Annotated in this window: 10 protein-coding genes; 4 read left to right on the top strand and 6 right to left on the bottom strand. The window is 73.8% G+C overall.

Going from position 1 to position 14,005, the window contains the following annotated elements; all coding sequences use genetic code 11:
- The first annotated feature begins 1 nt into the window (after position 1).
- Positions 2 to 691, top strand: coding sequence for a CPCC family cysteine-rich protein (locus ACFWBW_RS07705; RefSeq protein WP_385369386.1), 690 nt, complete (start codon positions 2 to 4; stop codon positions 689 to 691).
- Positions 692 to 752: 61 nt separating this feature from the next.
- Here the strand turns inward: ACFWBW_RS07705 and ACFWBW_RS07700 are convergent, their stop codons facing one another.
- The 5 genes from ACFWBW_RS07700 to ACFWBW_RS07680 all read right to left on the bottom strand — a co-directional run bounded on the left by ACFWBW_RS07700 (position 753) and on the right by ACFWBW_RS07680 (position 8,726).
- On the bottom strand, positions 753 to 1,196 hold the full coding sequence (locus ACFWBW_RS07700) for a hypothetical protein (RefSeq protein WP_385369384.1): 444 nt from the start codon (positions 1,194 to 1,196) through the stop codon (positions 753 to 755).
- Positions 1,197 to 1,400: 204 nt separating this feature from the next.
- The gene (locus ACFWBW_RS07695) at positions 1,401 to 3,491 is read right to left on the bottom strand and encodes a DUF11 domain-containing protein (RefSeq protein WP_385369382.1); all 2,091 of its coding nucleotides are present in this window, start codon (positions 3,489 to 3,491) and stop codon (positions 1,401 to 1,403) included.
- Positions 3,492 to 3,583: 92 nt separating this feature from the next.
- Positions 3,584 to 5,704 carry a hypothetical protein gene (locus ACFWBW_RS07690; RefSeq protein WP_385369380.1) on the bottom strand — a complete coding sequence of 707 codons (2,121 nt, stop codon included), beginning with the start codon at positions 5,702 to 5,704 and terminating at the stop codon, positions 3,584 to 3,586.
- A gap of 79 nt (positions 5,705 to 5,783) precedes the next feature.
- Positions 5,784 to 7,181: a hypothetical protein gene (locus ACFWBW_RS07685; RefSeq protein ID WP_385369378.1), complete on the bottom strand. Its 1,398-nt coding sequence runs from the start codon at positions 7,179 to 7,181 to the stop codon at positions 5,784 to 5,786.
- A gap of 165 nt (positions 7,182 to 7,346) precedes the next feature.
- Positions 7,347 to 8,726: an MFS transporter gene (locus ACFWBW_RS07680; RefSeq protein ID WP_385369376.1), complete on the bottom strand. Its 1,380-nt coding sequence runs from the start codon at positions 8,724 to 8,726 to the stop codon at positions 7,347 to 7,349.
- Between the two features lie 144 nt (positions 8,727 to 8,870).
- On the opposite strand from ACFWBW_RS07680, the gene ACFWBW_RS07675 reads away from it, so the two are divergent.
- On the top strand, positions 8,871 to 9,230 hold the full coding sequence (locus ACFWBW_RS07675) for an ArsR/SmtB family transcription factor (protein ID WP_385369374.1): 360 nt from the start codon (positions 8,871 to 8,873) through the stop codon (positions 9,228 to 9,230).
- A gap of 285 nt (positions 9,231 to 9,515) precedes the next feature.
- Positions 9,516 to 12,026, top strand: coding sequence for a bifunctional serine/threonine protein kinase/MFS transporter (locus tag ACFWBW_RS07670; RefSeq protein ID WP_385369372.1), 2,511 nt, complete (start codon positions 9,516 to 9,518; stop codon positions 12,024 to 12,026).
- A gap of 10 nt (positions 12,027 to 12,036) precedes the next feature.
- Here ACFWBW_RS07670 and ACFWBW_RS07665 read toward each other — a convergent pair whose 3' ends face one another.
- Positions 12,037 to 12,828: a VOC family protein gene (locus ACFWBW_RS07665; RefSeq protein WP_385369370.1), complete on the bottom strand. Its 792-nt coding sequence runs from the start codon at positions 12,826 to 12,828 to the stop codon at positions 12,037 to 12,039.
- A 184-nt stretch (positions 12,829 to 13,012) separates the two neighbouring features.
- Between ACFWBW_RS07665 and ACFWBW_RS07660 the strand changes: the two genes are divergently transcribed.
- On the top strand, positions 13,013 to 13,873 hold the full coding sequence (locus ACFWBW_RS07660; RefSeq protein WP_385369368.1) for a sulfurtransferase: 861 nt from the start codon (positions 13,013 to 13,015) through the stop codon (positions 13,871 to 13,873).
- Positions 13,874 to 14,005: the final 132 nt, after the last annotated feature.

The following is a 14,005-nucleotide window of genomic DNA, read 5'->3' as shown; positions in this document are numbered from 1 at the left end:
AGTGACGACAGGAGCATCACCCTGCATCGTCTGCGGGAGCCTGACGGTGCACGTGAAGGGCAACCACGAGATCTGCCCCGTCTGCGGCTGGCAGGACGACGGCGGGGACTACCGGGATCCCGACGAGTACGTGGGTGGTCCCAATCACGTCACGCTCCGGGAGGCCCGGCAGAACTACGAGGAGTTCGGTGCGAGCGAGCGCCGGCGCATCGACCGCGTACGGCCGCCCCTGCCCGAGGAGGTCGCTCCTGAGGTGGCGGCGGGTCCCGTGCCGGAACCGGGCTGGCTCGAGTTCGTGGACAACCCCGAGATCGTCCGGGCGGTCTACGGGGAGCAGGCGGTGCCCGGACTCGACGGCGTCACGGTGCGCGAGATCCGCTGGCAGGAAGAGGGGCCGTCGGTCCTCATCCGGTTCGACCTGCCGGCGTACCCGGACGCCCCGCCCCGGGAATGGCGCGAGGGCCGCTTCGACACGGCCCAGGTGGAACTCCGCCTCCTGGACGCGGCCGTCGCGCTCGATGCAGGCCGGGGCAGCACGTCCGACGGCAGCATCACCGTGGGCGAGGGTGACGAAGCGGCAGCCCTCCACGTCAGGCTGGACGCGAAGTCGATCCGCGCCAGGGTGCACGCCCGGCGGGCCGTCGTCCAGGGGCTGACCGGATACCTGCGGAGCGGGGCCCGCGAGGAGTAGCCCGGTCCGCGCCGGCTCAGGGGCACCGGGCCCGTCCCCGGGCCCGGTGCCCGTGCGTCGTTCAGACGGCGGCGGAGTGCTTCCGGGCCGTGCCCGTGCACAGCGCCCAGATGATGAAGACGCCGATGGCGATCGAGATCAGGGCCCAGAGCGGCGTGTAGGGCAGCCACAGGAAGTTGAGGATGATGTCCAGCGCGACGATCACCACGCCCGTGATCCTGGCCCAGTCCGCGCCCTTGAGGATGCCGGCACCCACGACCACGAGCACGATGCCCAGGACGAGGTGGATCCAGCCCCACGCCGTGGTGTCGAACTTGAAGGTGTAGTCGCCCACCCTCGCGTAGACGTCGTCGTTCGCGATGCCGACGATGCCCTTCAGGATGCCGAGTACGCCTTCCACGAGCATCAGCACACCGGCGAACACGATTCCGCTCGCCGCCCACGGGTTCTCGTCGACGGTGTACCTGCTGTTGGGGGCCCTGCTGGGGGGCGTTGCCTGTGCCACGAGAGGCTCCTTCGTCGGGCGGGACGCCGAGGGTCCTGCGTTGCGCCCAGCGTCCGCGCCAGGGGCGTACGGGGACATCCAAGCGCCGCCGTTCGGGTGAATTCGGGTGGCCGGCCCGGTCTTGCAGGGACCCCGCGGAGGGCGTACGCCGGAAGGCCGGCGGGGCGGGGTGCCCGGCCGGCCTTCCGTAGGGGGTGTGCGGGGTCAGGGGGTCGTCTTGCCGACCTCCAGATCGGCCGTCGGGTCCTTGACCGTGCCGCCGGGCGGGCCCGCGGCCGCGCTCGTGTTGTTCGCGGGCCTGGGGTCGCCCGTCAGGGAGTCGACGGTGGCGGTGTTGCGGATGTCGGAGCCGTTGCCCGTGTACTCCGGATCCAGCTTCACCTTGATCACCCAGGTCATCGATGCTCCGGGAGCCAGCCGCGGCAGCGGGCCGCAGGTGACGGTCCGTCCCGAGGTGCAGCCGGCGTCACCGGACACGAAGCTCAGCGCGGTCGGCAGCGTGTCGGAGACCGTGATCTGTTCGGCCTGGGAGGGGCCGTTGTTGGTGACGGTCAGGGCGTAGTCGAAGGTCTCGCCCGGGGCCACGGGGCTGGTCTGGACGGGCTTCTTGGTGATGGCGAGGTCCGCGGCGGGTGCGGTGACGTGCCCGCCGGGCACGGTCGCGGTGCTCTTGTCGTTCCCGCTCGCCGGGTCGATGTTGTCGGCCGTCACCTGGGCGGTGTTCTTCAGGTCGCTGCCGTCTCCGGCGTAGGCGGGATCCACCTTGACGGTGAGCAGGTACTCGATCGTTTCACCGACCCTGAGCGGGCTGGTGCGCTTGCACGACACCAGACGTCCGGCGACGGTGCAGCCGGCCGGGGAGGACGCCACGTAGGAGAGGCCCTCGGGGAGCGCGTCGGTGAGCTTGACGTTGAAGGCGTCGGCCGACGGGCCGTTGTTGGTGATCCGGATCCGGTAGTCGAAGCTCTCGCCCGGCACCGGCGGCTTGGTACCGACGGCTTCCTTGACCACTTCGAGGTCGGCGGTCGGCTTGTTGACGGTGCTGCCGGGCAGGCCGGCCGGGCTGCTCGTGTTGTTCTCAGGCTTGGGATCCTTGGTCCGCGAGCCGGCGGTCGCGGTGTTGCGGATGTCGGAGCCGTTGCCGGTGTAGTTGCTGTCGAGGCGGACGGTGAACCGCCAGGTCCGGGACGCCGAGGGCTCCAGTACGGCCACCGGGCCGCAGGTGACCGTACCGTCGGTGACCGAGCAGCCGTCGGGGGAGGCGACGAAGGCGAGCTGCGCGGGCAGCTTGTCGGTGACGGAGGTGCCCAGGGCCCGCGACGGGCCGTCGTTGGTCGCGCTCACCACGTAGTCGAAGGTCTGACCGGGGGCGACGGGAGTGCTGTCGGCCGTCCGCTTGGTCGTCCACACGTCGGCCTGCGGGACGGTGACCCCGCCCGGCGGCAGCACGGCCTGCGAGGTGTTGTCGGCGGGTTCCGGATCCTTGGACGCGGAGACCGAGGTCGCCGTGTTGCGCAGGTCCCCGCCGTCACCGGCGTAGGCGGCGTCCAGCTTCACCTTGAAGGTCCACACCACCTCGCCGCCGGGGACGAGCCGAGCCAGCGGACCGCAGGTGACGGTCCGTCCGGACACCGTGCACGGGTCGGCGGAGGAGACGAAGGCCAGACCGACGGGCAGGGCGTCGGTCACCACGACGTTGCGCGCGTCCGAGGGGCCCTTGTTGGTCGTACGGACCTCGTACTCGTACTCCTGGCCCGGCACTGTCGGACCCGCGCCCAGCGGGGTCTTGACGGTGGCCAGGTCCGACACGGGGTCGAAAGGCCCCGGAGGCAGCACCGGATCCGGCTTGTTGTTGGCGGGGTCGGGATCGGTGGCCTCGGAGCTGCCCGTGGCGCTGTTTCCGAGGTCGGAACCGTCGCCCTGGTACGAGGGGCTCAGCCGGGCCTGGAAGCTCCAGCTCTTGGTCTCCCCGGCGGCGAGCTGCGGTTCGGGCCCGCACGTGACGGTCTGCGCGACGGCGGTGCAGCCGTCGGAGGAGCCCACGAAGGAGATCCCGTTCGGGAGCTTGTCCGTCGCGGTGACCTTCCGGGCCACCGACGGGCCCTTGTTCCTCGCGGTCAGCGTGTAGGTGATCAGGTCACCGGGGGCTTTGGCCCGCAGCGTCGTCACCTCGACCGTAGGCCCTCCGCCGGGCAGGGCGGCGGCCCCGGGGACCGGTCCGGCCCACAGGGCCGCGGCGCAGAGCAGCGGAGCCAGGGCCCAGACCGCAGGCCGCCGACCTGGTGTCGTCGTCATCGCGCATCGTTTCCGTTTCGTGCGGGAGAGGACCGTACAGGGGGAGCCGTACGGGAGTTCGGGGGAGGGCGGGCAGCGGGCGGACGCCCCCCTCAGCCCGCCGTCGCGCGCTTGGCGAGCTCGATGTCGGCGCTCGGCGGGCGGACGCGCCCGCCGGGCACACCGGCGGAGCCGCCGTTGTCGAGCGGGTTCGGATCGGCCGTGTCCGCACGGGCGGTCGCGGTGTTCAGCAGGCCCGTCCCGTCACCGGTGTACGCCGGGTCGAGGCGCACGGTGAAGGTCCACGACCGGACCCCGCCCGGGTCCAGCGTCGCCGCCGTACCGCAGGTGACGTCCCGGCCAACGGCGGTGCAGCCCCCGGCCGACGCGACGAACGCGAGCGCCGCGGGCAGCGGGTCGGCGGCCGTGACCTTCCGGGCCACGGACGGGCCGCCGTTGCGCACGGTCACCGTGTAGGTGAAGGTCTCCCCGGGCGCCACGGGGGAGCGGGTCTCGACGGCCTTCACCAGCGAGAGGTCGGCCCGCGCGGCCGCCACTCCGCCCGGCGGGGCGGCGGCCGCGCCGGTGTCGTTCGCGGGCTGCGGATCGGGGAGGGCGTGCCGGACGGAGGCGACGTTGCCGAGATCCGATCCGTCGCCCTGGTAGGCCGGGTCCAGCCGTACGCGCAAGCTCCACGAGGTGCTCGTCCCGGCGTTCAGCTGATCGCGGACCGGGCAGGACAGCTGCTGTCCCGAGGCCGTGCACCCGTCGGCGGAGGAGACGAACCGCAGCGGCCCGGGAAGGGTGTCCGAGATCTGGACCGCGGTCGTGTGGGAGGGCCCCAGGTTCCGTGCGGTGATCCGGTACGCGAACTCCTGCCCCGGAACCACCGGACCGGGGCCGACCCCCTCCTTCTCCGCGGCCACGTCGGCGCGCGCCGTCACCACCGTGGCGGCCGCGGTGGAGGTGTTGTCCGCCGGATTGGTGTCCGTACGGTCCGCCGGGGCGGTCACGGTGGCCGTGTTGGACAGGGTGACGGGCTGGGCCGGGGCGGTACCGGTGAGGGTGTAGGTGACGGAGCCGCCCCGCTGGAAGTCGGCCGTGGTGTCCAGGACGTTCCCGCTGCCGGAGGCCCGCCCGCAGGTCCCGCCGGTGTTGGCGCGGCAGGCCCAGGTCACGTCGGTCAGCCCGGGAACGGTGTCGCGCACGGCGGCGCCGGTCACCTCGTTGGCCTGGCTGTTGGAGACGGTCAGGGTGTAGGTCACGGGTCCGCCGCCCGCGGGCACGCTCGCGGGGGAGCCCGTCTTCGCGATGGTCAGGTCGGCCGGCACGTTGATCTTGAGGCTGTCGATCTCGTGCACGTTCGTCGCGCCACCGGTGCTTCCGGAGAACCCCACTTTGAAGGTGGCCGGAAGCTTCGGCTGGCCGGTGATGCCCGTGACGTCGAAGTCGGTGATCAGCTGGGTCATGGCGGTGCCGGGGCCGCTGTCGGAGGACACCGACAGCAGCATCTTCGTACCACTGGGCAGGAGGGAGACGCGCACCGTGCGCTCCTTGGCCCGGCTGCCGGTCTCCACGGTCTTGCCCGGACCGTCGGCCGACGTGGCGAAGCGGTACCCGGTCCTGCCGTTGCCGCCGCCGCGCACCACGATCTTGTTGGGCTGGTTGCCCGGGCCGCCGTTGCCGACCACGTTGGACGAGAAATTGCCGAACTCGTCGAGCCCGATGCCGAGGTACGCGCCCGGTACGCCCGAGGCGGCGCAGGAGTCCGCGGCACCCGTGCAGGCGTAGCCGAGGGATCCGCCCGAAGGGCCGACCCCGTCGGCCGCCGCGCCGTCGGCGAGGTAGAACGACAGCCCGTCACCGCGCTTGCCCTCGAAGGCCGTTCCCCCGTAGCCGGCGTAGCTGAACTCGGCGAGGATGCCGAGGCTGGAGGGGAAGGAGTCCTTCAGCTTCCAGGTGCCGGCCTGGGCGGCGCTCGCGGACGTCAGCCGCAGCCAGCCTCCGCCGTCCGGATAGCTCGCGTTGCCGCTCGTGCCGCCCAGGTTCGTGGAGCTGTCGAAGTTCTCGTTGACGGGGAAGGCGAGCGCGCGCGGCCGGGGGCCGTCGGCCCCGGTCCGAGCGACCGAGGCCGCCGTCGAAGGCGGGGCGAGGACGGCCGGCAGGACCAGCGCCGTCGTGCACAGCAGGGACGCGGCGGCCCTGCGCCACCAGGCACCCCGGGGCATCGTCATACCGAACGTTCCTCGTCTGCTCGCGCTCCGGTGGGGTTTGCGCAGGCCGTCCGCCGCAGGGGCCGCGGAGATCCGCCGGTCATGGGCGCCGCACCCGGAACGCCGTGCGCAGCGCCGCTCCCGCGGCCACGAGCGCGGTGGAGGTCCACAGCAGCCAGGGCGGGACCGTGGCCCCGGAGTCGGCCAGGTCGCCGCGGCCGCCCTGCTGCTCCCGGCCGTCGTGGTGGTCGTCGCGGCCTTGGTGGCCGTCCCCACGGCCGTGGTGGCCGTTGTGGTCGCCGTGCTGGTCGTGCCCGTCGTGCCCGTCGTGCTGGTCCCCGCGCCCTTCGGACACCAGGCACAGCCGGCCGCCGCCCGGACCGGTGGTTCCCGGTCGGTTGGCGTTGTCCGAGAGGTCGGGGTCGAAGCTCGCCGAGGTGACGCGGGCGACGTTCTCGATGGGCGTGCACTTCTCGCGCGGCGGCTGGGCCGCCCGGTCCCGGGGGACGGCACGGACCGTGATCCGGTACTCCGCCTTCTCGCCGGCCGCCAGCCGGTCCAGCGGCGGACAGACCACCAGCCGCTCCCCGTCCTTCGCGACCGCGCAGTCATCGGGTGAGGAGAGCAGGGCGAGCGAGGACGGCAGCAGGTCGGTGACCTGGAGCTGCCGCGCCGTCGCCGGGCCCGCGTTGAGCACCGTGATCAGGTACGTGAACTTCTCGCCGGGCCCGACGTGCTCCCGTCCCCTCGCGAGCACCGCCGTCTTGCGGAGCGACAGGTCCGCCGTCCGCGCACTGGGCGGGATCTCCAGGCCGGTCAGGGAGCTCGTGTTGTTCCGGGAGTCCGGGTCCGACGTGGCCGAGTCGACGATCGCTTCGTTGACGATGTCCGTACCGTCTCCGCGGTAGCCGGCCGCGAGCCGGACGGTGATCACCCACGCGTGCGAGGCGCCCACCGCAAGCGTGGCCAACGGTCCGCACACCGCCGTCCGGCCGTTCGCGGTGCAGCCGTCGCGGGACGAGACGAATTCCAGGGCGAGCGGCAAGCGGTCGGTGACGCGCACCTGCCGGGCGGTGGACGGCCCCCGGTTGGTCACCGTCACGACGTAGTCGAAGGTTTCCCGCGCCGCCGAAGCGGCGCTCTCCCGGTCGGCGGTCTCCGTCGGCCGCAGGGTGCCCGACACCGAAAGGTCCGCGCTCTCCCGGAGCTGCGAGGCGGCGGCTCCGCTGCCCGCCTCGGGCTCCTCCAGGCGTCCCGTGTCGTCGCCGTGTCCCGCTTCCGAGGACGGCTGCCCCGTACCGGCAGCAGGCGCTGCCGGTAGGGCGGACGCGGAGGGCGCGGGGGACTCGGACGTGGCGGTGGTGCCGGGATCCGCCGGGGCCGATGCCACGGAAGGCGCGGTGGAGAGGAAGCCGCACGCCGCCACCGCGGAGAGCGCGGCCACCGTGCGCCCGCGCCGGTACGGGACACCGGCGCGGCTTCTCACGACACGTCGCATCGGCTGCCCTTCGGGGAAGAGGACTCGCCCCAAGGAGGACCAGTGCGGTGATCTATTCACACAAATGGGCAGAAGGGGTGCGCCGGGTGTGATCGCTTATGACTAACGGGTGATCGAATTCAGTCCGTCGGCCGTACGCCGTCGGCTCGGTCGCCTCGGGCCGGCTCAGCCGTGGGCGGCGTGCAGTTCGTCGGTGAAGTGGTGGTGGCTGTGCCGCCACCCCGCCCCGGCCCGCCGCGCCCCGTGGAGGTGCGGATGTCCGGGGGTCAGCCCGGTGTGCTCGTGCTCGTGTACGTGGCCCCGGCCCGCCTCCGCCACGGCGGCGCCGGGCTGACCCGCCCCGGCCGGCCACAGGCGGGCGGCGAGGGCCGCGGCGCCGAGCGCGACCGCGCCCAGGGCCGCCGTCGCCCACCCGAGCCCGGCCCGCGCGCCGACCCAGCCCGCGAGCGGGTAGGTCAGCAGCCAGGCGGCGTGCGACAGGGAGAACTGGGCGGCGAACACCGCGGTGCGGTCCCCTTCCGGCGCGGCCCGCCGGAGCACCCGGCCGGCGGGCGTGAGCACCATCGAGCAGGCCGCGCCGAACCCCGCCCACGTGCCCAGCAGCGCGGGCCAGCGCCAACCACCGCCGTGCGCCGAGGTGATGAAGCCGAGGGCGCCGAAGGCCACGGGGAGCAGCAGGGCGCCGGCCAGCATCACCTGCCGGTCCGGGCGGTTCTCCAGGATCCGCGGCAGTGCCAGGGCCACGGCCATGGACCCGGCTCCGTACGCCCCCAGCGCGAGGGCGACCGACTCGGCGGACAGCCCCAGGAAGTCCCTTACGTACACGACGGAGTTGACCGTGACCACGGCTCCGGCGGCCGCGACGGCGAGGTTCATCGCCAGCAGGGACCGCAGCTGCGGGGTGCGCAGGAACAGGCGCGTCCCCGCGGTGGCCTTGGCGTACGCGCCGGGCCCGGACGCGGCGACGGCCCGCGCCCGCCGGGGCAGGACGGCGGACACCACGAGCGCGGACGAGGCGAGGAAACCGGCCGCCGTACCGAGGAACAGCCGGTCGTAGCCGGTCACCGACAGCAGTGCGGCCGCGAGCGCGGGGCTGGCGAGGCTCTCCAGGTCGTAGGCGAGGCGGGACAGGGACAGGGCCCGCGTGTAGGCGCCCTCCTCCGGCAGGACGTCGGGGATCAGGGCCTGGAAGGTCGGCGTGAAGGCGGCCGAGGCGGTCTGCAGCAGGAAGATCAGGACGTAGACCTGCCACACCTGGCTCACGAACGGCAGGCAGAGCGCGACCCCCGCCCGGATCAGGTCGGATCCGACCAGGAGGGCCCGGCGCGGCAGCCGGTCGGCCACCGCGGCGATCGCCGGGGCGATGGCGACGTACGCCACCATCTTGATCGCGAGCGCCGTGCCGAGCACCGAACCCGCGTCGGCGCCCGCGAGGTCGTACGCGAGCAGGCCGAGGGCCACGGTGGCCAGGCCGGTGCCGGTCAGGGCGATGACCTGGGCGCCGAACAGGTGGCGGTAGGTGCGGTCGCGCAGCACGCTCGGCATAGCGGTTCCCCTCCGGGCTGGGCTGGGCTGGACGGTGGGACGAGACCTCCAATGTATCCACACGTGCGCACCTGCGCACATGTCTGGTGGATTGCGATCCCGCCCTCACCCTGCGTCTCCCCTGAGCGACCTACCCTGTGGGGTATGCCAGCTCGCGAACCCCAGCCACCTGCACCTGATGCGCACCTACGGGATCCCGACAGGGCGCGCCTCGCCGAGGCGACCGAGGTCTTCGCGATGCTCTCGGACAGCACCCGGCTGCACCTCCTGTGGCTGCTCGCCCAGGGGGAGTCGGACGTCGGCTCGCTCGCCGACCGCTGCGCCGCGTCGAGGACCGCGGTGAGCCAGCACCTGGCGAAACTGCGGCTGGCGGGCCTCGTCGACACCCGCCGCGAGGGCCGGCGCATCCACTACAGCCTGCGCGACGGGCACCTGCGCCGCCTCGTCCTGGAAGCCCTCAGCCACGCCGACCACCGGGTCAGCGGAACGGCCCCGCACAACTGACCCCCCGCGGCGGCGCGCCCGGCGCCCCGGGCGGTCCCCGCGCGTTCCACCGGCACGGACAGCCGTGCCTCCGTGTGCGGAGGCGGCCGCCGGTGGGCCCACCGCTTCCGCAGCGACGCCGACGTCCTGCGACTGCACGCAGAGCGCAGCCCCAGGGCCGAGGACTGGCGGCGGAGCACCCCCTGATGCCGGTCGGCGAGGGCCGACGCGGGCGCGCTGTCCGCGAGTTCCGTTGATTCCGCCGATGTGCCCCCGCATGTTGGATAGCCGCACTATCCTCAACGCGTGGATCAGCTCATCGTCGAAGACCCGACCCGTATCGGCCCGTACCGTCTGATCGCCCGGCTGGGTGCCGGCGGCATGGGCCTGGTCTACCTGGGCCGCTCCGAGGGCGGGCGCACCGTCGCCGTGAAGGTGGTGCAGGCCGAGTACGCCGGGAACCCCGAGTTCCGCAGGCGCTTCGCCCGGGAGGTGGCCGCCGCGCGGCGGGTGGGCGGGAGTTGGACCGCGGCCGTCCTCGACGCCGACCCCGAGGCCGCCGTGCCCTGGGTGGCGACCCAGTACATCCCGGGGCCCGACCTGCACGCCGTGGTCGCCAAGGACTTCGGGCCGCTGCCCGAGCACTCCGTGCACACCCTCGCCAACCGGCTCGCCCTCGCCCTGCAGGCGGTCCACGAGGCGGGCCTGATCCACCGCGACCTCAAGCCCTCCAACGTCCTGGTCACCGTCGACGGCCCGCGCGTCATCGACTTCGGCATCGCCCGGGCGATGGACAGCCTCGCCGGGGACAGCCTGCTCACCCACACCGGCATGCTGATCGGCTCGGCCGGGTTCATGTCGCCGGAGCAGGTCCGCGGCCTCGAACTGACCCCCGCCAGCGACGTCTTCTGCCTCGGCGCCGTCCTCGTCTACGCCGCCACCGGACGGCTCCTCTTCGGCGCCGCGGACACCGGTCTGAACGCCCACCTGTTCCGGGTCGCCGAGGAGGAGGCGGACCTGACCGGCGTGCCGGAGGGACTCGTCGAGCTCGTACGGGAGTGCCTGCACAAGGACCCGGCCCAGCGGCCCACCCCCGGGCAGGTGGCCGAGCGCACGTCCGCCGACCAGGCCGGGGAATGGCTACCGGGCGCGGTCCTGGCCCAACTCGGGCGCCACGCAGCCCAACTGCTGGACTACGCCCCCACGCGGCCCGACGAAACCCCGGCCGCGCGTCCGGACCCCCGGGTCCCTGCCGCCCGGCCCCACCCGCTGCCGCCCCCGTACGCCCCGACGGCCCCGGCCGACTCCACGCCCGCCGGAGGCTTCGGCCCGCCCCCGGTCCTGCCCCCGGGAGCCTGGCCCGAGACCCCCTCCACGGCCCCGGGCCAGGACCCGGCGGGCGCCCCGCGTCGCGCCGGGCGCCGGCGCGGCCTGTTGGTGGCCTCGCTGACGCAGCTGACGGTGGTGCTCGCCGCGACGGTCTTCATCACCGCGATGCCGTCGATCCAGGAGGACCTCGGGGTCGAATCCGCCGGTCTGAGCCCGATGTTCACCGCCTACGTGGTCGCCTTCGGCGCGCTGTTGCTGCTCGGCGGGCACCTCACCGACCTGTTGGGGCGCCGACGGTCGCTGGTCATCGGCCTGCTCGGGTTCGCGGCGGCCTCCGCACTCGGCGGCTCGGCCGGCGATTCCGGCACGCTGTTCTGGGCCCGCGTCCTACAGGGCGCCTCCGCCGCCCTGCTGACACCGGCCGGGCTCTCACTGATCGCCACCGGCTCCACCGACACCCGGCAACGGGGCCGGGCGTTCGGGGTCTACGCCGCGTTCACCTGCGGCGGTTCGGCGGTCGCGCTGCTCGTGGGCGTACCGCTCCTCGGAAGCCTGAACTGGCGCTGGTGCCTGTACGCCCCCGCGGCGCTCGCCCTGCTCCTGCTCCTGGCCACGCTCACCCTGCCGCGGGACGAGCCCGCGGCCTCCGGCGCCCGCCCGGACGTGCCCGGCGTGCTGCTCGGCTCCGGCGGGCTCGCCGCCTTCACCTACGGCCTCGCCCGGATCGAGTCCGACGGGACGATCGACGTCCTGGCGCTGATCCTGCTCGCCGCCGGCGCCGGCCTGCTCGCGGGCTTCCTGTGGCGCCAGACCAGCACCTCCGGCCCGCTCCTGGCCCCGTACGTCTTCAAGGACCGCAACCGGGCCGGCGCCCTCCTCGCCCTGCTCCTGGTGGGCGTCGGCTCCCTGGCCCTGTTCGGCTCGCTGGCCTTCTACCTCCAGCAGATCTACGGCTACCACGCGGGGGAGTCCCTGAGATACCTCCTGCCCCTGCTCGTCGGGACGGTGATCGGCTCCACCCAGGTCTCCGCCCGTGTCCTGCACCGCGTCGCGCCCCAGGTCCTGATCGCGGCGGGGCTGGTGCTCGCGGCCGCCGGGGTGCTCGTCCTGGCCACCGCCGAGGGCGGGTACCTGCCCACGAGCCTGTCCCTGCCCAGCATGCTCCTCACCGGCCTCGGCCTCGGCACGGCCCTCGTGCCGCTCTTCGCCACGGTGACCGCCGGCGTGGCACCCCGGCACGCCGGGGCGGCCTCGGCCGCCATCGCCACGGCCCAGCAGCTGGGCGAGGCGATCGGCGGCGTGCTGCTCACCGTCCTCGTGGTCTTGTCCACCGGGTCCGCGACACAGGAGACGCACTTCGGGATGCTGGTGCACGGCTACGGCATGCTCCTGTGGTGCGGGTTCGGCGCCCTGCTGCTGGCGGCCCTCGCCGGCGGCCTGATGGTCAGGGCCGGGGCGTCCCGGGCCTCCATCGGGCAGCTCCGGTAGCCGCAAGCGCTCAGCCTTGGCCCCGGCCCCGTACGAGCGTGAACACCGCGCCCTCCGGGTCCGTGACCACGGCCAGCCGGCCGCTCAGGCCCTCGCGCGGCTGCTGGACGATCCGGCCGCCGAGCCGCAGGACCCGGGCGGCGGCCGCGTCGGTGTCCTCCACCTCGAAGTACGTCATCCAGTGCGGCCCCCGGTCGTGGGGCAGGGAGCGGCCGACCCCGTGCACGGCGGCCACCGGCCGGCCCTGCAGGGACAGGGTGAGGTAGTCGAAGTCCTCGCAGGCGTCAGGGTGCGCACGGGCCTCGTGGCCGAAGACGTGCTCGTAGAACTTCCCGACCGTCGAGGTGTCCTGGGTGACCAGCTCGTGCCACACCGGGGTGCCCGGCCCCCCGGCCAGTCGGGTGCCGAGGTCGGACGCGGCCTGCCAGAGCCCGAAGATCGCGCCCAGCGGGTCCGAGCAGATCGCCACCCGTCCCGCGATCCCGGCATCGAGCGGGCCCACCGCGACCGTGCCGCCGCAGGAGCGGATGGATTCGGCCGTGGCGTCGGCGTCGTCCGTGGCCAGGTACGTGGTCCAGGCCACCGGGAGCTGCCGGTCCGGCGGCATCTCGCCGATGCCGGCCACTTCCCGCCCGCCGAGCAGGGCCCGGACGTACGGGCCGAGCTGCTCGGGGCCGGGCTCGTACTCCCAGCCGAACAGGTCGGCGTAGAAATCCTCGGTGGTCCCGAGGCCGTGCACCATCAGGCTCGCCCAGCACGGCGTGCCGGGCGTGCGCCGCGTTGCTTCCGATGCCTCGGTCATGTCAGCCGTCTCCTCCGTCGTCACGTTCGTGACCCTTCCCGGAGCTGATGCTTCCACTCCGGGAGGCCCGGCGCGCCCCGACCGGCCGGGTTTCGCGGGAGCCGGGAGAGATGTCCGGATCGGTGCGGCCCGGCGATGTCAGGCTTGTTACGCGGGGTGTGTGTCGGGGAGCAAAATGGCCCGCATGACTGCGAACCCGCCCCGCTCCCCGCTCGTATCCGCCGCCGATCTGAAGGAGGAGTTGGCCGGCCCGCTGCCGCCGGTGCTCCTGGACGTCCGCTGGCAGCTCGGAGGCCCGAACCTGAGGCCCGAGTACGAGGCCGGACACCTCCCGAACGCGGCCTACGTCGACCTCGACGCGGAACTGGCAGGTCCGGCGGGCTCCGGCGGCCGGCACCCGCTGCCGGATCCCGAGGAGTTCGGGGCGGTGATGCGGCGTGCCGGGGTCTCGGGGGACGTGCCGGTGGTCGTGTACGACGGCGGTCAGGGCTGGGCGGCGGCGCGCGCGTGGTGGCTGTTGCGCTGGACGGGTCACCCGCGCGTGCGGGTCCTGGACGGGGGGCTGGCCGCGTGGAAGGCCGGTGACGGTCCGCTGTCGGCCGAGGTCACTCCCGTGAGCGAGGGTGATTTCAAGCCAAATCCGGGTGCCATCGGACTGCTGGACGCGGACGGGGCGGCGGCGCTGGCCCGGACGGGTGTGCTGCTGGACGCACGGGCGGGCGAACGGTACCGGGGCGAGGTCGAACCGATCGACCCGGTCGGGGGCCACATCCCGGGCGCGCTGTCGGCGCCGACCACGGAGAACGCGGGACCCGACGGCCTGCTCCTGGACCGCGAGACCCTGCGGGCCCGCTTCGAGGGCCTGGGCGTGCACGCCGACTCCAGCACCCCGGTCGGGGTCTACTGCGGCTCGGGCGTCTCGGGAGCCCACGAGGTCCTGGCGCTGGCGGCGGCGGGCATCCCGGCCGCGCTGTACGCGGGCAGCTGGTCGGAATGGTCCGCGGACCCGACGCGCGAGGTGGCGGTCGGCGAGCTGCCGGGCTAGGGGGTGTCTTGTCGATCAGGCCGGATCAGGGAGCGGTGTCTGGTGCCGTGGATCGCAAGGCGGAGGAGGGAGTCGACGCGGAGCGTCGGCGAGTGACGACAACGCGGCGAGGCGCGGTGCCAGGCGCCGCGA

Origin of the sequence: Streptomyces sp. NPDC059957, from assembly GCF_042730015.1 — a bacterium.
Classification (GTDB): Bacteria; Actinomycetota; Actinomycetes; order Streptomycetales; family Streptomycetaceae; genus Streptomyces.
This window is presented reverse-complemented; position numbering and strand designations above follow the sequence as displayed.